We start from the raw sequence: 15,230 nt of genomic DNA on the forward strand, positions 1-15,230 counted from the left end.
TGAGTGTGTCATTGTAGCCATATTGCCTCCCTATCGTGTAGTTATGCGTTTTGATGCTGAGTTCTCAATTGCGCAAGACAATCACTCAAAACTCAGCACTCATAACTAATGTACGATAAACACGCCATCGCCGCCGGCGTCGATCTCGCTCAGGCGCGTTTCGATCCGCTCGTCGCTGGCGGTCGGCACGTTTTTGCCCACGAAGTCGGCGCGGATGGGCAGCTCGCGGTGGCCGCGGTCGATCAGCACGGCCAGCTGGATGCGCGCGGGCCGCCCCAGGTCGGCCAGGGCGTCGAGCGCGGCGCGCGCGGTGCGGCCGGTGTACAGCACGTCATCCACCAGAACCACTGTGCGGCCATTGATATCGGTGGGCATGCTGGTCGAGCGCACAATCGGCGCCGGGCCGCGCAGCCCCAGGTCGTCGCGGTAGAGCGTGATGTCGAGCGTGCCGACCGCCACGCGCTCACCTTCGAAATCGGCCAGCGTGGCTGCGATGCGCTGGGCCAGTGGCACGCCGCGCCGGCGCACGCCCACCAGCACAACGTTGCGCACCCCTTCGTTGCGCTCGGCAATCTCGTGCGCGATGCGTGTGATCGCGCGCCGGATGTCGTCGGCGGACAGAATTTGCTTTTCGCTCATTGGCATGCCCTCGGCCGGAAGATAACAAAAAGCCCCACGCTCGCCACTCGGGCGAGGGGGCTGCTGACGCTTGGGTTATGGGCGCGCGTGTTCGCGTGCGCGCAGTGCTGCGGCAGTTGCATCTGGGCTTCCCTTCTCAACCTCACGGGGTTGAATTAAAGGTCTGCGTATGCTAGCACGACCACGACTCGGTGTCAAGCGACTTGGCAAAACGTGCATTCGCGTGTATACTATCGCTTTGTGTTCAACATACTGAATTTTTCACGGGGGGAGGTGAGAGCAACGACAACCGGGCTTGCAGGCCATATGGCATGGCAAGTTCGCGCGTCCCGCAGGCTATGAAAGTCGAACGCCGCGAGGGAGAAACTGTCGAGCAGCTGCTGCGCCGCTTTAACAAAGGCGTCGTGGCCGAGCGCATCACCAAAACCTACCGCGAGAAAATGCATTTCGTCTCGAAGAGCGAGCAGCGCAAGGAAAAGCGCCGCCGCGCCGAGCGCAACCGCCGCAAAAAGGCGATGCAGTCGCATTAGGCACACAGCACGATGCCCATACGGGCGAGGTGTTCTTACATCTCGCCCGTATGGGCATCTCTGCGTGTTCGGGCGGCTATGCTATAATGAATGAACGTTTATGCACCACTATACGAAAACGAGTGTAGGGGACCGTTTATATGTTTGAGAAGATCGCGAGCCTTGACGCCCGCTACAACCAGCTTTCCGAGCAGATGGCGCAGCCCGACGTGGCCACCGACCACATGCGGCTGCAGCAGATCGCCCGCGAGCAGCGCGAGCTGGAAGATGTCGTCATGGCGTATCGCGCATATAATGATATTGACCGGCAGGCGCGCGACGCGCAGCAGCTGCTCGACGAAACCGACGATGCCGAGCTGCGCAGCATGGCCCAGGAAGAACTCGACCAGCTGCGCACCCGCCGCGACACGCTGGCCGATCAGATCAAGCTCCTGCTCTTGCCGCGCGACCCGAACGACTCGAAGAATGTGATCTTCGAAGTGCGCCAGGGCACCGGCGGCGACGAGGCGGCACTGTTCGCGGCCGACTTGTTCCGCATGTACAGCCGCTACGCTGAGCGGCGCGGCTGGAAGCTTGAAGTGGTGAACGCCAGCGAAAACGGCGTCGGCGGCTTCAAGGAAATTGTATTCGAGATCCACGGCGAAGGCGCGTACAGCCAGCTCAAGTACGAAGGCGGCACGCATCGCGTGCAGCGCGTGCCGGCCACCGAAGCGCGCGGGCGCATCCACACCTCGACGGCGACGGTGGCGGTGCTGCCCGAGGTCGAGGAAACCGATGTCGAGCTGCGGCCGGAAGACTACCGCGTCGATGTGTACCGCTCGGGCGGGCACGGCGGCCAGGGCGTCAACACCACCGACTCGGCGGTGCGGATTGTGTACAAAGGCGGCACGCCCGACGAAATCGTCGTGACCTGCCAGGACGGGCGTTCGCAGCTCAAGAACAAGGCCGCCGCGCTTTCGGTGCTGCGCGCCCGGCTGTACGCCATCGAAGAAGAAAAGCGCCAGAAAGAGCTGGGCGAATCGCGCCTGGCGCAGGTGGGCACAGGCGAGCGCGCCGAGAAGATCCGAACCTACAACTTCCCGCAGGATCGGGTGACCGACCACCGGATCAACCAGAGCTTTTCGAACCTGCCGGGAATGATGGATGGGGATGTCGACCGCCTGATCGAGGCGCTGATCATTTTCGACAACACCGAGCGGCTGGAGGCAGTCGGGATCGACGCGTAGCAGCTCGTTATTCATCGGCCCGGCACGCCAGGCCCAGTGAAGCGGTTATTTCATTCCTGATACGGGGGTGTCGCCAGCAGGCTCGCCCCCTTTTTTGACCCCTGAAATAGGCGCTTACGCGCGAACGAGGTTAGCCAGTGAACACGCACACGCCCCTAGCAGCGTCGCTAGATGCATTTATCGCCGCAATGCCCAAGGTCGAGCTACACCTGCACCTCGAAGGCGCGATGCAGCCGGCCACGCTGTTGCGCATTGCCGAGCGCAACCATGTCGAGCTACCCGCACGCGACGTGGCGGGCGTGACGCAGCTGTTCAACTACCGCCATTTCCACGAGTTTCTGACTGTGTTTATGGTGCTGGCGCGCTCGCTCAAGCGTGGCGAAGATTTCGAGCTGCTGGCCTACGAGCTTGGGCACCACCTGGCCGACCAGAACGTGCGCTACGCTGAAGTGATGGTTTCGGCCTTTCAGTACTACAATCGCGGCATCGACCTGGGCGAAGTGGTGCAGGGCGCGATGGCTGGCTTCAACCAGGCCGAGCGCGAGCGCGGCACCCGCGTGCGGCTGGCCTTCGACTACGGGCGGCAGTTTGGCGCAGAAACCGCGTGGAAGGTGCTTGAGCTGGCGGTTGCGAATATGCGCTACGGCCTGGTGGCGTGGTCGATCGGCGGCGACGAGGTGAACTACCCGCCCGAGCTGTTCGCCGAGGTGTTCGCGGCGGCGCGCCAGGCCGGCCTGCACGTGATGGCGCATGCGGGCGAGGTAGTTGGCCCGCCCAGTGTGTGGGGCGCGGTCGATACACTGGGCTGCGAGCGGATCGGGCATGGCATTCGCAGCGTGGACGATCCGGCCCTGCTGGCGCACCTGCGCGAGCGCAAGGTGGTGCTGGATGTCTCGCCTTCGAGCAATGTCTGCACGGGCGCGGTCGCGTCGATTGAGGCACACCCGCTGCCGCGTCTGCTGGCGGCCGGCGTGTCCGTCACCATCAACACCGACGATCCAACCTTCTTCAAAACCACGCTGAACGACGAGTATCGGCTGGTGGCGAGCAAATTCGGCCTGGACGCCGACACAATTGCGCAGCTGGTGCTGAACAGCGCGCGTGCGACCTTCCTGCCCGAGGAAGAGCGCACCGCACTGCTGGCGAGCGTGGAAGCCGAGCTTGAGCAGCTGCGCGTCGCGCACAGCGAATAGATGGGTGGGCTTTCAGCGCCGGGGTTAGGTGATAGGGAAGGCCATTTATCCACAGATGACGCAGATTGCACAGATATGAGGTTCTTAATTTGCGCAATCTGCGTCATCTGTGGATTGGTTTTGGAGCTTTGACGTAGGCCCTGATGAGCTGCCGAGGCGCACGCTACGCCGCGACAGGCAGCTCGAAGTAGCACGTGCTGCCCTGCTTGGGCGCGCTTTCGAGCCACATGCGCCCGCCGTGGCGCGTGGCCACTTCGCTGGCGACGTACAGGCCCAAACCCAGGCCGCTATACATGCCCGCCACATTGCTGCCACGCTTGAACCGCTGGAAGATGCGCGCTTCTTCGCCAGCCGGCACGCCAATGCCCTGATCGGCCACCACAATGCGCGCCAGGGCCGTGCCGTTCGCTGCTTTTGCGCGCTCCAGCCGCACCGCGATCACGCTGCCATTGGGTGAAAACCGCACTGCGTTGGCAATCATCGCCTCGATCACCTGCCCAATGCGCCCTTCATCGAGATCAACTGGCAGACGCTCGTCTGCGCCATCGATCTGAATGCTGTGCTGCTCGGTTTTGATCTGCTGGTTCTGCACCGCGCGCCGCACCAGCTCCGCCAGGTCGGCGGGAGAATGCGCAATCTGCAAACGGTTCGTCGCAATCCGCGACGTGTCCGACATCTGGTCGAGCAGGACGGTGGCTTTGGTAAGCTGCTGTGAGATGACATTCAGGCCCTTGCTGTACGATTCGTTTTCCTCTTTTTTGGCGCGGCGGAGCAGCAGGTCGGCATAGCCCTTGGCCGAGGCCAGCGGGTTCTTGATCTCGTGCACCGCATGCGAAATAAATTCGTCCCACTCGTTCTCGCTCTCGCCCTCGGGCGAAGCGGATTGCGCCAGCCGCAGCAGCACAGCCATATGCGCGGCGGCAGCCTGCCACAGCTCGCGATCGGTGCTGCCGGGCTGCTCAATAACAACTAGCGCACCAAACACCTGCTCGCCAATACACAGCGGCAGCACCTGCTCAGTCGCTTCTGGCAGCGCAACCGACTGCGCCTGGCCGCGCGCAAGCACCTGGCCAATTCGCTCGGCCAAACGCTCGTCGCCGTTTTCGAGCGGGGCAATATTATGCATGGAGCCGCTGAGATCACGCATCCAGATTCCCGCGTCCTGCACATTGGGATGCGTGCGGACCTGCGCCAGCAGCTGCTCGGCAAGCGCAGGCAGCGTTGCGGGGTAGCTGCGCTGCATAAATTCAAGCAGCCAGGAGAGTGGTGATAGTATGGAGTGCTGCATAGAGAGTTCTCATTCTTTAATGGCGCGAGGCGCTGACCAGGGCCTGAAAAAACAGTAAGTGATTATGAATAGCAAGAACCGTTCCACGCGGCCATACAAAAAAGCTGCCTGCCCAAGCGCGTATGCCTGAGCAAACAGCACGGTGAAACTGAGTTGTTGATGCGCTAGCTCGCGCTGGCGAGCGATCTCTGTGGCGAAAAGATCTGCACCTGGTCGGCTTCCTCGGCATCCTGCAGAAGCTGGGCGGTGGTGTAGTACATGACGGGATGCATCAGGTTGGGGGCGATCTCGACCAGCGGCTTGAGCACAAAGGCGCGCTGGTGCAGCAGCGGGTGCGGGATCGTCAGCTTACGCGATGAGATCTGCACCGAATCGTAGAACAGAATGTCGAGGTCGATCGGGCGCGGGCCGAACTGCACGCCCGGACGGCGGCCCATCACCACTTCGATATCTTGCAGCATTTGCAGCAGGTCAAGCGGCTTAAGGGTGGTTTTCCCGCTGACGACAGCATTGACAAAGGCATCGTCGCGCACATAGCCAAGCGGTGCCGCAACGTAGAGCTGCGAAGCCTTTTCGACATTCATAACTGCGCGCAGCCGCGTCACCGCTTCGCGCAGATATGCCACCCGGTCGCCGAGGTTGCTTCCAAGACCAATATAAACCGTGTGTGCTTTCATCCTGGCCTGCCTTGCAGAAAACGCCAGAGACAGCAAATGACCATTCGCAGCCGCGTATGGTCTAAAAGATGATGCGACGCCGTGCCAGAGCGTAAACCGAGCTGAAATGCAACGTATTGCCGGGTGAGCACGAAAGGCGTGAAGCTGATGCGCCAGCGCATCGTTGTGTATCGGCAATTGGATTTGCTATTATATAGGCACCGATCGCCGAATGCAAGCACCTTTTCTTAATAAACGTAGCTGGTGGCACTTTTTGCATACGGTGCTATTCAAAGCCGTGAGTCGCGCCAGCGCGGGTATCATAGCCTGAAAGGCATGTGATTGGCATGAAAACGAACGAACCCCAGTGGCAGCCGCTGCGCTTTTGTTCGCGCTGTGGCGCGCAGCTTGGCGAACGCATGGCGAATGGGCGCGCGCGCCCAGCCTGCCCGGCCTGCGGCTTTGTGGTGTATGTGAACCCGAAAGTTGCGTGCGGCGCGCTGATTGCGCGCGAAGGGCGGGTGCTGCTGGTGCGTCGCCGCCACGAGCCGGGGCGCGGCCTGTGGTGCCTGCCCTGCGGCTTCGCCGAGGCCGACGAGCCGCCCGAGGCGGCGGTGCTGCGCGAGGTGTTTGAAGAAACCGGGCTGCGGGCACGCCTGGGCGGCTTGCAGGGCGTTTACCACTACACCGACGACCCGCGTGGCGCGGGCTTGCTGCTGGCCTACCGCGCCCATTGCGACGATGTTGGCGCGCTGGCGGCTGGCGACGATGCCGACGCCATTGGCTGGTTCGCGCCCGATGCGCTGCCCACGATCTCGCACCACACGCACCGCAGCGCGCTGGAGGAGTGGCTGGCGGCTGGCGGCGCAGATCAAGAATGACGCAAACCACGAAGACACGAAGGCACGAAGGCACGAAGAGTCATAAGATTCTTCGTGCCTTCGTGGTAAATGCTCTACGCTCCTTCGCTCTGCGCTCCCTACTCTACGTGTCTTCCCGCTCCATCATGCCCGCCACAGCAGCCGCGAGGGGATCAGCGCTGGGCGCAAGGGCGGCCACCACGCCGGCACGATCTTCGGCGCTGCGGTTCTGGCTCAGCTTTTCTTTCCCTTCCAGGCGGGTAATTTCCAGCTCGAAGCCCACCACGCCGCGCATCATGCGCTCCATGTAGTCGGCCGGCAGATCCATGCGCCAGGGCTGCGCAAAGCCGGATTCATGTGTTTCGACCAGGCGCGCGAGCATGGCGTGCAGCTCAGTGGGGTCGCTGACGATGCGCGCCGTGCCATAGGCGTGTACAATCGCGTAGTTCCAGGTTGGCACGCTCGGCGCGACCGTGTACCACGAGGGCGAAATGTAGGCGTGCGGCCCCTGGAAGATCGCCAGCGCTTCCTGCCCCTCCGCCAGGTCGTGCCACTGCGGGTTGGGCCGCGCCACATGCGCCAGCAGGGTGCCATACGGGCCGCGCTCGGCGTCGAGCATGAAGGGCAGGTGGGTGGCGAAGGGCGCACCCTCGTGCTGCGTGACCAGAATGCCAAAGTTGTGCGCGCGGATCAGTGCGTGCATGGGCGCGATCTCGCTCACCTGAAACTGTTTGGGGTTATACATTGCCGTCTCCTTCCGCCGCCAGCGTGTAGGTGTACCAGCCGCTGCGCTGGGTTGGCAGGCTGTCGTACAGGCGCTGGGCGGTGGCGTTATCGAGCGCGGTTTGCCACTCGATCGCGCCAAAGCCACGCGACTGCGCATAGGCCAGGCAGTGCTGAATCAGCGCACGGCCCACGCCCTGCCCACGTGCCTCGGGCACCACGAACAGGTCGTTCATCAGGCAGTACTCACCGGGCGTGACCGAGCCAAGCGCGAAATAGAGCGTGGCAAAGCCCAGCGCCACGCCCGCGTCGTCGAGCGCGACAAACTGGATGCCGCGTGTGTGATCGTTCAGAAACTGGCTGAAATGCGCGCGGTTGCGCGCTTCGTTGGGCGTAGCCTGGTAGAAGCGCTGGTAGGCGGCAATCAGCGGCAGCACCTGCTCAAAGGTCGCGGGCGTCACGGTTTCGATGTTCATACGGCACCGTCCGGCGCGTTGGCGTACTCAGCCGGCGCGAAAAACACCAGGATGTGCAGGTCTTCTTCAATATCGTGGAAGCGGTGCTCGTCATGGGCGCGCACATACACCACGCTGCCGGCTTCAACCGGCCGGTGCTCGCCCGCCACCACAATCTGCCCGCGCCCGCGCACGACATAGTAAACTTCTTCTTCGGTGTGCGGCTGCTGCGGGTCGGTGCTACCGGCGGGCAGGACATACAGGCCCACACTCAGCGCCGGCACGCGCAAAAACTCCAGGTAAGCGCGACCGCTCGCGCCCTGCTGGGCGAGCAGCTCGGCTATTTCAAATGCGTCCATAGCTATCTTCCTTTCTACAAAAACGCCGAAGGGTGACGGAACCACGAAGACACGAAGGCACAAAGGTTTATCATGAACCTTGGTGTCTTCGTGCCTTGGTGGTAGCGTTCCAAAAATCTTTAAGACGCGCTACTCCCCGCCGACTTTATAGTCGCGCAAATAGTCGGGCAGGGCCACGTTGGGCGCAAGCTGCGCGTCGGGGATGGGCGCGCCCGCCGCCTGGTGCAGCGGCAGCACCCCCGCCCACACGGGCAGCTCCAGGTCGGCCGCGCCATCTTTTGGCGGGCCGCTGCGCACCTTGGCCGAGGCGCTGGCGATTGGCACGGCGACGATGGCGGTCTGACGCATTTCGGTGGGCGTAGGCGAGCGCGCATCCTGCCAGCGGCCGGGTATCAGGCGCTCGGTAAAAGCTTCCAGCGCGGCCATCTGCGCGTCCTCGTCCTCGATCGGCTCGCCGCGCCCAAACAGCACCGCCGAGCGATAGTTGATCGAGTGGTTGAACACCGAGCGCGCCAGCACAATACCATCCAGCAGCGTCACCGTGATGCACAGCTCGCCGCCGGCTTCGGCATGCTGCAACAGGCGGCTTGCGCGCGAGCCGTGGAGCAGAATGGTGTCGCCCTGGCGCGCATGCAGCGTCGGGATCACAAAGGGCTGGCCGTCCAGCACAAAACCAACATGGCAGATCAGCGCCGCGTCGACAATCGCGTACACGCTGTCGGCATCGTATGCGCCACGCTCGGGGTGGCGTTTTACCTGATTGCGCGGGGTTTTTGCATAGTTTGTCATACACTCTCCTGGCGGTGGCACTCATCGTGCAATAGAACAAGTATTCGACGACGAAAGAGAGGAACGAGATGGCCGAGACAAAACGCGAACAGGATACGACCAAGCGCACCGCGCCGGCGACCGACGACGCCTACGAGCAGGGCAACACCGTCAAAGATCCCGACGAGTGGACCACCGGCGACGAGCCGATGACCGGCGCGCAGCGTTCGTACCTCAAGACCCTTTCCGACGAGGCCGGCGAAACCTTTGACGAAACGCTCACCAAGGCCGAAGCCTCCAAACGGATCGACGAGCTTCAGCATAAAACCGGGCGCGGGTTGGAAAAATAGCCGCGTCGCCATGTTTAAGGCAGTACCAGCAGGGCCAGTGGTCAGCGCATCCGAGCGCGGCTGCTGGTCTTGTTGCATCTAGCCTACCGCAAAATTGGTTTGACACAAGGGCCAATTCTGGCTACATTGAGGGAGCCAATTGTGGGCCGACCAAGGACGAACGAGGATCACCACGGAGGCGCAGAGACACGGAGAGGGGGGTTGCGGGTTGAAGGTTGCAGGTTGCAAGTTTGAACGTTTGCAGGTTACCGTGGTCTGCCGACAGTTCACCTGCTCCCAGTGTCCTGGACCCAAAGGGTACCCCGCGGCGTAGCCGCGTATCGAAGGGCGAAAGACGGTATTCACCGCAAAGAGCGCGGAGAACGCAAAGAGTTGCAGGTTTGAACGTTTGAAGGTTACTGCCACCTGCCGACTGCCACCTGCCACCTGCCACCTGCCGACTGCGTACTGGCTGGTTCCTCGGTTCTCGGTTCTGCGGTTCTGTAGAAGGGTTCCTATGCACCCGGCCTTGTTCACGCTCGACGCGCGCGCCACAACACCATTGCACCGCCAGCTCTACGATGCGCTGCGGGCCGCCATTCTGGGCGGGCAGCTCGCTGCTGGCGCGCGCCTGCCTTCGACGCGGGCGCTGGCGGCGCGGCTGGCGGTTTCGCGCAACACCGTGCTGGATGCCTATGCCCAGCTGCTGGCCGAGGGCTATGTCGAGGGGCAGGTTGGCTCAGGCACCTTTGTGGCGCGCGTGCTCCCCGACGATCTGCTACAAGTGCGGCCAGCCCAGCCCCCCACCACCACGCCCGCCAGCACAGCCCGCGCGCTCTCGCAGCGCGGCGAACGCCTGGCCGCCACGCCCGTCACCGCGCCACGCCCGGTCGCGACAACTATTTCGTTCCGGCCCGGCCAGCCCGCGCTCGACGCCTTTCCTTTCACCACATGGCGGCGTTTGCTCGACCGGCGCTGGCGCAAGCCGCCCCGCGAGCTGCTGAACTACGGCGACCCGGCTGGCTGGCTGACGCTGCGCGAGGCCATTGCCGCCTACCTGCGCGAAGCGCGGGCGGTGCGCTGCGACGCGCGCCAGGTCATTATCGTCAGTGGCTCGCAGCAAGCACTCGACCTGGCGGCGCGGCTGCTGCTCGACGAAGGCGAGGCCGCGTGGGTGGAAGACCCGTGCTACCTGGGGGCGCGTGGCGCGCTGATCGGCGCGGGTGCGCAACTGGCGCACGTGCCCGTCGATGCGGAAGGGCTCGACGTGGCGGCGGGGCTGGCGCGCGCCCCGCATGCGCGGCTGGCCTATGTCACGCCCTCGCACCAGTACCCGCTCGGCGTAACCATGAGCCTCCCCCGGCGGCTGGCGCTGCTGGAATGGGCGGCGCGCGCGGGCGCGTGGGTGCTCGAAGACGACTACGACAGCGAGTTCCGCTACGCTGGCCGCCCGCTCGCCTCCTTGCAAGGGCTGGATCGCGCGGCGCGGGTCTGCTACATTGGCACCTTCTCGAAAGTGCTGTTTCCCGCGCTGCGGCTGGGCTACCTGGTTGCGCCGCCCGCGCTGGCCGAGGCCTTCGCCAACGCCCGCGCCCTGGTCGATCGCCACGCGCCGACCGTGGAGCAAGCCGCGCTGGCCGATTTCATCACCGAAGGGCATTTTGCGCGGCACATCCGCCGCATGCGCGCACTCTACGCCGAGCGGCAGGCCGTGCTGGTGGAGGCGGTACGAGCCACGCTGGGCGGCGCGGTGGCGCTGGAGCCGGCCGAGGCAGGGATGCATCTGGTGGGCTGGCTGGGCGAGCAGGTGGATGACCTCGCGCTTTCGGCGCGTGCCGCCGCGCAGGGGCTAGAGGTGCCGGCGCTCAGGCGCTACCTGGCCGAGGCGAGGCTGCGCGGCGGGCTGCTGCTTGGCTACACCGCCCTCGATGCAGCACAAATTCGCGCGGGCGTGCAGCGGCTGGCGGGGGTGCTTTAAACCGAAAACAGATCGTTAACAAGAATTGTCATTCCCGCAAGCGATGGCGAACTTGCCGCTTCGCCGGCGCGAAAGACGCCATGTTCGGCGTATACATCGCCACGCAGCTCAAGCACGCTGAATGTTCCATCAAGCGGGTTAACAATCCAGTATTCAAGAATGCCCGCCTCGGCATACTCGCGCCGCTTGGTCACCAGATCACGATCGGGATCATCCGGGCTAACGACTTCAACCACAAGATCAGCGCCGGCCCAGAAGAGCGACTGACGGCGAGGATCGTCGGCGGATCGCAAAAACACAAGGTCTGGCTCACGATACTTCCCCGAGCGCAGCTGGATGCGGAATGGCGCAAAGTATACCTTGCCACCCGTCGCGCGGGCAAAACGCAGCAACAACTCGTACAAAAATGCGACCAGATCCTGGTGGCGCTCGCTCGGCATTGGCAAGACCTCCACAACGCCATCGGCAAATTCAACGAGCCGGCTGGTCTGATTGGTCAGGTGCAAATATTCTTCTTCGCTCCACATCCCCTGCTCAGGGAACAGCAGCGCCACCTCCCAGGCCGGCGTGATATGCGGCCCGGCGCGCTTGATCAGTGTTTCGAGCGATGTCATCGCGTGCCTCCTGTTGATCTGGCAGCAGTATACCTGTGTGCTTGCCCGCCCGCAAATCAACTCGCAACATCCTCGCAACATGTGCGCAACATTGGCATGGTACAGTGCGTCATGCCAGAACAAACCCACCCGAATCACGTAACTCTTGCAACTAATTCGATAGTGTCGGTGTCGACACACTCTTCGCTGTCTTCACACAAGGAGCGCACTCCATGGCTGAGAACACCTCTCCCGCAGCGTACTTCACGCAGACCGTGCCGCAGCAGTATGCCGCCGCGCTGGCAGCAGCGCCCGCCCTTGCCCAGCAGCCACCCCTGAGCGCCGTGTTCGAGATCACTGGCGATAACGGCGGCATCTATTCTCTGCGCTCGGCCAGCGGCCAGCTTGAGGTAAGCGAAGGCGACCAGATCGAAAATCCCGATCTGCGCGTTGTGATGCCCTACGCCGACTGGCAGGTGCTGGCTGGCAGCGGCGCAAGCGATACCTTCATCGACTTTGTGCAGCGCGGCAAGGTGCAGGTGGTGCAGAACCTCAAAGGCACCATCAACCTCGAGCTGACGCGCGACGATGGCAGCCTGTGGCACAGCACCATGGTGTTTGGCAACCAGGCCGAGCCCGCGCTGACCATGATGATGACCAAAGCCGACTACGATGCCATGCTGAGTGGCGATCTGAACGGCCAGATGGCCTTTCTGACCGGCAAGCTGAAATTCGATGGCAGCCTGCCGCTGCTGATGCAGATCGGCGCGCTGGCGTCGTAAACCAGGGCCTGCGCAATTTCATTCGCTCGCACCCTTCGATACGCGGCTACGCCGCACTCAGGATGCTCGCTTTTCCAGCTTGCGCGGGTCATGCACCATACACATTTCTGCGGTCGTGCAAAGGAGCTACTGGTATGATTTCATTTACACCCAACGACGAGCAGCAACTTATCGTCGAGACGGTGCGGCGCTATGCCCGCGAGCGCGTGCGGCCCGCCGCCCACGACGCCGACGAAAGCGGCACGACGCCGCCCGAGATTATCGCTACCGGCTGGGAGCTGGGCCTGCTGCCAAGCGCGCTGCCCGAGGAATTTGGCGGCTTTGGCGACGAGCACTCGGCGCTGACGGGCGCGCTGGCCGCCGAGGAGCTGGCCTATGGCGACCTGGCGATGTCGCTCTACCTGCTTGCGCCAAACCTGTTCGGCCTCCCGCTGCTGCACTGCGGCACCGACGAGCAGAAAAAGAAGTGGCTGCCGCGCCTGACCGACGCCGACTTCGTGCCGGCCACCGCCGCGCTGATCGAGCCGCGCTGGGACTGGAGCCCGCACGCGCTGAGCACCAGCGCCGAGCGCGCCCAGAACAACTATGTGCTGAACGGCCACAAGGCCTTTGTGCCGCTGGCCGCCGAAGCGCAGGCCATGCTGGTGTATGCCCGCGAGGGTGGTGCAACCCAGGCGTTCATCGTCGAGAAGGGCACCGCTGGCGTGACCATTCTGGAGCGTGAAAAGAACATGGGCCTGCGCGCACTGCCCACTTATGAAGTGAAATTTGAAGATGTGCGCGTGCCACGCGACGCCCGCCTGGGCGGCGATGCTGGCTGCCAGATCGACCTGCTGCTGAACTATTCGCGCGTGGCGCTGGCTGGCCTGGCCGTGGGCGTGGCACGCGGCGCGTTCGACTATGCCCGCGATTACGCCAAGCAGCGCGAGACCTTTGGCCGCCCGATTGCGCAATACCAGTCGATCGCGTTTATGCTGGCCGAAATGGCGATTGAGATCGACGCCGCGCGCCTGATGGCCTGGGAAGCCGCGTGGGTGCTCGACCAGGGCAAGGACGCGACCCAGCAGGCCGCGCTGGCCAAGCAGTATGCCGACGAAGCGGCGCTGTTCGTGGCCGACCGCGCGGTGCAGGTGCTGGGCGGGCATGGCTACATCCGCGAGCACCCGGTCGAGCGCTGGCTGCGCGACTGCCGCGGCTTCGCGTCGTTTCTCGGGATGGCGATGATTTAAGCATTTACGATTTCAGATTTTAGATTTACGATTTTAGCAATTTCAAGCGCGCACCACGCTTTCGAAGTCGTAAATCGTAAATCGTAAATCGTAAATCAAGGAGCATAGCGACCATGATCGACTTCGAACTTCCCACCCCGATCGAGCGCCAGATGCAGCTGCTGGGCATGCTGGGCGAGCAGGTGATGCGCCCGGTGGCGCGCTACTACGACGAGCACGAGGGCGAGCGCCCGTGGGACTATATCAACATGATCTGGCAGACCGTGCGCGCGCAGGGCGGTCGTACCCTGGCCGTTGGCACTGAGAAAAACGAGGGCGGCGACAAAAAGCCGCGCATCGGCAACCTCATGATGGTCCACACCGTCGAGGCACTGTCGTGGGGCGACGCCGGCCTGTACCTGAGCACGCCGGGCGGCGCGCTGGGCGGCGCGGCGGTGGAGGCCACTGGCACGCCCGAGCAGAAAGAGCGCTTTCTGAAGCGCTTCACCGAGGGCGAGCCCAAGTGGGGCGCGATGGCGATGACCGAGCCGCAGGCCGGTTCCGACACAGCATCGATCCGCACCACTGCGCGCCTTTCCGACGACGGTAAATACTGGATTCTGAACGGCGAGAAGATTTTCGTCACCAGCGGCCTGATGGCGGCCAAAGAATCGCCGGGCTTTGTGGTGGTGTGGGCCACCGTGGATTCCTCGGCCGGGCGCGCGGGCATGAAGCCCTTTGTGGTCGAGTCGGGCACGCCGGGCATGACGGTGGCGAAGCTGGAGCACAAGCACGGCATCCGCGCCTCCGACACGGCCGCAATCGTCTTCCAGGATTGCCGCATTCCCTACGACAACATTCTGGGCAGCGCCGAGGTGGCCCGCCCAGCCGAGGGCGAAGGCGCACCCAAGGGCTTCAAGGGCGCGATGAAGACCTTCGACGCGACCCGCCCCGCCGTGGCAGCCGGCGCGCTGGGCATCACCCGCGCAACGCTGGAGTTTACCGCCAAGTACCTGAAGGATCGCGGCGTGAAGGTGCGCTACGGCGTGCCGCTGCATCAGCAAACCGCCATTGAGCGCGACCTGCTGCAGATGGAAGCGCAGCACCGCGCCTCGTGGCTGCTGGTGCTCAAAGCCGCTGCGAAGATGGACGCGGGCGAGGAAAACACGCTCGAAGCCTCGATGTGTAAGGTCAAGGCCGGCGCGGTGGCGAATGCCGTGGCGCAGAAGGCCGTCGAGCTGCTCGGGCCGGAAGGCTACTCGTGCAAACTGCTGGTCGAGAAGTGGATGCGCGACGCCCGCATCAACGACATCTACGAAGGCACCGGCCAGATCAACCGCCTGGTAGTCGCGCGCCGCCTGCTGGGCTACAGCAGCCGCGAGCTGCGGTAGGAAGCGCAGGCCAGACTCGATGTAAGGGCGCAGCAGTCGCGCAGGCCGTACTCGCCGAGAAAGGCTTCCTGACTGCTGCGCCCCAACGGAGGTATATCTCCCGGCTGCTGCGCCCCAACGGAGGCATATCTCCCGGCTGCTGCGCCCCGACGGAGGCATATCTCCCGGCTGCTGCGCCCGACGGAGGTATATCTCCCGACTACTTCGCCCGCAACGGTGAACGAGACCGCACAGCACATGCTTCGCCCAACC

The 15,230-nt window shown here is 63.6% G+C and carries 17 protein-coding genes; 9 read left to right on the top strand and 8 right to left on the bottom strand.

What is annotated here, in order from left to right; all coding sequences use genetic code 11:
- Nucleotides 1-105 precede the first annotated feature (105 nt).
- Nucleotides 106-639, bottom strand: coding sequence for a bifunctional pyr operon transcriptional regulator/uracil phosphoribosyltransferase PyrR (gene pyrR / locus M1P90_RS13470; protein WP_483703171.1), 534 nt, complete (start codon nucleotides 637-639; stop codon nucleotides 106-108).
- A gap of 311 nt (nucleotides 640-950) precedes the next feature.
- On the opposite strand from pyrR, the gene rpsU reads away from it, so the two are divergent.
- The 3 genes from rpsU to add all read left to right on the top strand — a co-directional run bounded on the left by rpsU (nucleotide 951) and on the right by add (nucleotide 3,588).
- Entirely contained in the window at nucleotides 951-1,169 is a 219-nt protein-coding gene (rpsU, locus tag M1P90_RS13475; protein ID WP_483703172.1) for a 30S ribosomal protein S21, read from the top strand.
- 140 nt (nucleotides 1,170-1,309) lie between these two features.
- Complete coding sequence (gene prfA, locus M1P90_RS13480; RefSeq protein ID WP_483703173.1) at nucleotides 1,310-2,395, top strand: peptide chain release factor 1; 1,086 nt, start codon at nucleotides 1,310-1,312, stop codon at nucleotides 2,393-2,395.
- 137 nt (nucleotides 2,396-2,532) lie between these two features.
- A complete protein-coding gene (add, locus tag M1P90_RS13485) occupies nucleotides 2,533-3,588 on the top strand; it encodes an adenosine deaminase (RefSeq protein WP_483703174.1) in 1,056 nt (351 codons plus the stop codon).
- 163 nt (nucleotides 3,589-3,751) lie between these two features.
- Here add and M1P90_RS13490 read toward each other — a convergent pair whose 3' ends face one another.
- Together M1P90_RS13490 and folK are read right to left on the bottom strand one after the other, a co-directional pair.
- Nucleotides 3,752-4,876, bottom strand: coding sequence for a sensor histidine kinase (locus tag M1P90_RS13490; RefSeq protein WP_483703175.1), 1,125 nt, complete (start codon nucleotides 4,874-4,876; stop codon nucleotides 3,752-3,754).
- Between the two features lie 164 nt (nucleotides 4,877-5,040).
- Nucleotides 5,041-5,553, bottom strand: coding sequence for a 2-amino-4-hydroxy-6-hydroxymethyldihydropteridine diphosphokinase (folK, locus tag M1P90_RS13495; RefSeq protein WP_483703176.1), 513 nt, complete (start codon nucleotides 5,551-5,553; stop codon nucleotides 5,041-5,043).
- 326 nt (nucleotides 5,554-5,879) lie between these two features.
- Between folK and M1P90_RS13500 the strand changes: the two genes are divergently transcribed.
- Entirely contained in the window at nucleotides 5,880-6,413 is a 534-nt protein-coding gene (locus M1P90_RS13500; RefSeq protein ID WP_483703177.1) for an NUDIX hydrolase, read from the top strand.
- 103 nt (nucleotides 6,414-6,516) lie between these two features.
- Here the strand turns inward: M1P90_RS13500 and M1P90_RS13505 are convergent, their stop codons facing one another.
- The 4 genes from M1P90_RS13505 to M1P90_RS13520 form a co-directional block, all read right to left on the bottom strand.
- Complete coding sequence (locus tag M1P90_RS13505; RefSeq protein WP_483703178.1) at nucleotides 6,517-7,137, bottom strand: FMN-binding negative transcriptional regulator; 621 nt, start codon at nucleotides 7,135-7,137, stop codon at nucleotides 6,517-6,519.
- Nucleotides 7,130-7,591 carry a GNAT family N-acetyltransferase gene (locus M1P90_RS13510; RefSeq protein ID WP_483703179.1) on the bottom strand — a complete coding sequence of 154 codons (462 nt, stop codon included), beginning with the start codon at nucleotides 7,589-7,591 and terminating at the stop codon, nucleotides 7,130-7,132. The genes M1P90_RS13505 and M1P90_RS13510 overlap by 8 nt, the downstream gene beginning before the upstream one ends.
- Entirely contained in the window at nucleotides 7,588-7,929 is a 342-nt protein-coding gene (locus M1P90_RS13515; protein ID WP_483703180.1) for a cupin domain-containing protein, read from the bottom strand. Before M1P90_RS13515 ends, M1P90_RS13510 begins: the two co-directional genes overlap by 4 nt.
- Before the next feature lie 129 nt (nucleotides 7,930-8,058).
- On the bottom strand, nucleotides 8,059-8,718 hold the full coding sequence (locus M1P90_RS13520) for a pyridoxamine 5'-phosphate oxidase family protein (RefSeq protein WP_483703181.1): 660 nt from the start codon (nucleotides 8,716-8,718) through the stop codon (nucleotides 8,059-8,061).
- Nucleotides 8,719-8,786: 68 nt separating this feature from the next.
- Here M1P90_RS13520 and M1P90_RS13525 point away from each other — a divergent pair, with 68 nt between their 5' ends.
- Together M1P90_RS13525 and pdxR are read left to right on the top strand one after the other, a co-directional pair.
- Nucleotides 8,787-9,047, top strand: a complete 261-nt coding sequence (locus tag M1P90_RS13525) for a DUF3072 domain-containing protein (RefSeq protein ID WP_483703182.1) — start codon at nucleotides 8,787-8,789, stop codon at nucleotides 9,045-9,047.
- Nucleotides 9,048-9,543: 496 nt separating this feature from the next.
- Nucleotides 9,544-11,004 carry a MocR-like pyridoxine biosynthesis transcription factor PdxR gene (gene pdxR, locus M1P90_RS13530; protein ID WP_483703183.1) on the top strand — a complete coding sequence of 487 codons (1,461 nt, stop codon included), beginning with the start codon at nucleotides 9,544-9,546 and terminating at the stop codon, nucleotides 11,002-11,004.
- Here the strand turns inward: pdxR and M1P90_RS13535 are convergent.
- On the bottom strand, nucleotides 11,001-11,618 hold the full coding sequence (locus M1P90_RS13535) for a Uma2 family endonuclease (protein WP_483703184.1): 618 nt from the start codon (nucleotides 11,616-11,618) through the stop codon (nucleotides 11,001-11,003). The two genes, pdxR and M1P90_RS13535, sit on opposite strands and share 4 nt — an antisense overlap.
- Before the next feature lie 212 nt (nucleotides 11,619-11,830).
- On the opposite strand from M1P90_RS13535, the gene M1P90_RS13540 reads away from it, so the two are divergent.
- The 3 genes from M1P90_RS13540 to M1P90_RS13550 all read left to right on the top strand — a co-directional run bounded on the left by M1P90_RS13540 (nucleotide 11,831) and on the right by M1P90_RS13550 (nucleotide 14,978).
- Nucleotides 11,831-12,379: an SCP2 sterol-binding domain-containing protein gene (locus tag M1P90_RS13540; protein ID WP_483703185.1), complete on the top strand. Its 549-nt coding sequence runs from the start codon at nucleotides 11,831-11,833 to the stop codon at nucleotides 12,377-12,379.
- A 134-nt stretch (nucleotides 12,380-12,513) separates the two neighbouring features.
- Nucleotides 12,514-13,608 carry an acyl-CoA dehydrogenase family protein gene (locus M1P90_RS13545; protein ID WP_483703186.1) on the top strand — a complete coding sequence of 365 codons (1,095 nt, stop codon included), beginning with the start codon at nucleotides 12,514-12,516 and terminating at the stop codon, nucleotides 13,606-13,608.
- A 113-nt stretch (nucleotides 13,609-13,721) separates the two neighbouring features.
- Entirely contained in the window at nucleotides 13,722-14,978 is a 1,257-nt protein-coding gene (locus tag M1P90_RS13550; RefSeq protein ID WP_483703187.1) for an acyl-CoA dehydrogenase family protein, read from the top strand.
- Nucleotides 14,979-15,230 lie beyond the last annotated feature (252 nt).

The sequence above is a fragment of the Kouleothrix sp. 19917 genome (assembly GCF_057073505.1).

Excerpts from the sequence above, each read along its gene's own strand:
- pyrR (WP_483703171.1), bottom strand. The coding sequence starts at position 639 with ATGAGCGAAAAGCAAATTCTGTCCGCCGACGACATCCGGCGCGCGATC.
- rpsU (WP_483703172.1), top strand. The coding sequence starts at position 951 with ATGGCAAGTTCGCGCGTCCCGCAGGCTATGAAAGTCGAACGCCGCGAG.
- prfA (WP_483703173.1), top strand. The coding sequence starts at position 1,310 with ATGTTTGAGAAGATCGCGAGCCTTGACGCCCGCTACAACCAGCTTTCC.
- M1P90_RS13490 (WP_483703175.1), bottom strand. The coding sequence starts at position 4,876 with ATGCAGCACTCCATACTATCACCACTCTCCTGGCTGCTTGAATTTATG.
- folK (WP_483703176.1), bottom strand. The coding sequence starts at position 5,553 with ATGAAAGCACACACGGTTTATATTGGTCTTGGAAGCAACCTCGGCGAC.
- M1P90_RS13500 (WP_483703177.1), top strand. The coding sequence starts at position 5,880 with ATGAAAACGAACGAACCCCAGTGGCAGCCGCTGCGCTTTTGTTCGCGC.
- M1P90_RS13505 (WP_483703178.1), bottom strand. The coding sequence starts at position 7,137 with ATGTATAACCCCAAACAGTTTCAGGTGAGCGAGATCGCGCCCATGCAC.
- M1P90_RS13510 (WP_483703179.1), bottom strand. The coding sequence starts at position 7,591 with ATGAACATCGAAACCGTGACGCCCGCGACCTTTGAGCAGGTGCTGCCG.
- M1P90_RS13515 (WP_483703180.1), bottom strand. The coding sequence starts at position 7,929 with ATGGACGCATTTGAAATAGCCGAGCTGCTCGCCCAGCAGGGCGCGAGC.
- M1P90_RS13520 (WP_483703181.1), bottom strand. The coding sequence starts at position 8,718 with ATGACAAACTATGCAAAAACCCCGCGCAATCAGGTAAAACGCCACCCC.
- M1P90_RS13525 (WP_483703182.1), top strand. The coding sequence starts at position 8,787 with ATGGCCGAGACAAAACGCGAACAGGATACGACCAAGCGCACCGCGCCG.
- pdxR (WP_483703183.1), top strand. The coding sequence starts at position 9,544 with ATGCACCCGGCCTTGTTCACGCTCGACGCGCGCGCCACAACACCATTG.
- M1P90_RS13535 (WP_483703184.1), bottom strand. The coding sequence starts at position 11,618 with ATGACATCGCTCGAAACACTGATCAAGCGCGCCGGGCCGCATATCACG.
- M1P90_RS13540 (WP_483703185.1), top strand. The coding sequence starts at position 11,831 with ATGGCTGAGAACACCTCTCCCGCAGCGTACTTCACGCAGACCGTGCCG.
- M1P90_RS13545 (WP_483703186.1), top strand. The coding sequence starts at position 12,514 with ATGATTTCATTTACACCCAACGACGAGCAGCAACTTATCGTCGAGACG.
- M1P90_RS13550 (WP_483703187.1), top strand. The coding sequence starts at position 13,722 with ATGATCGACTTCGAACTTCCCACCCCGATCGAGCGCCAGATGCAGCTG.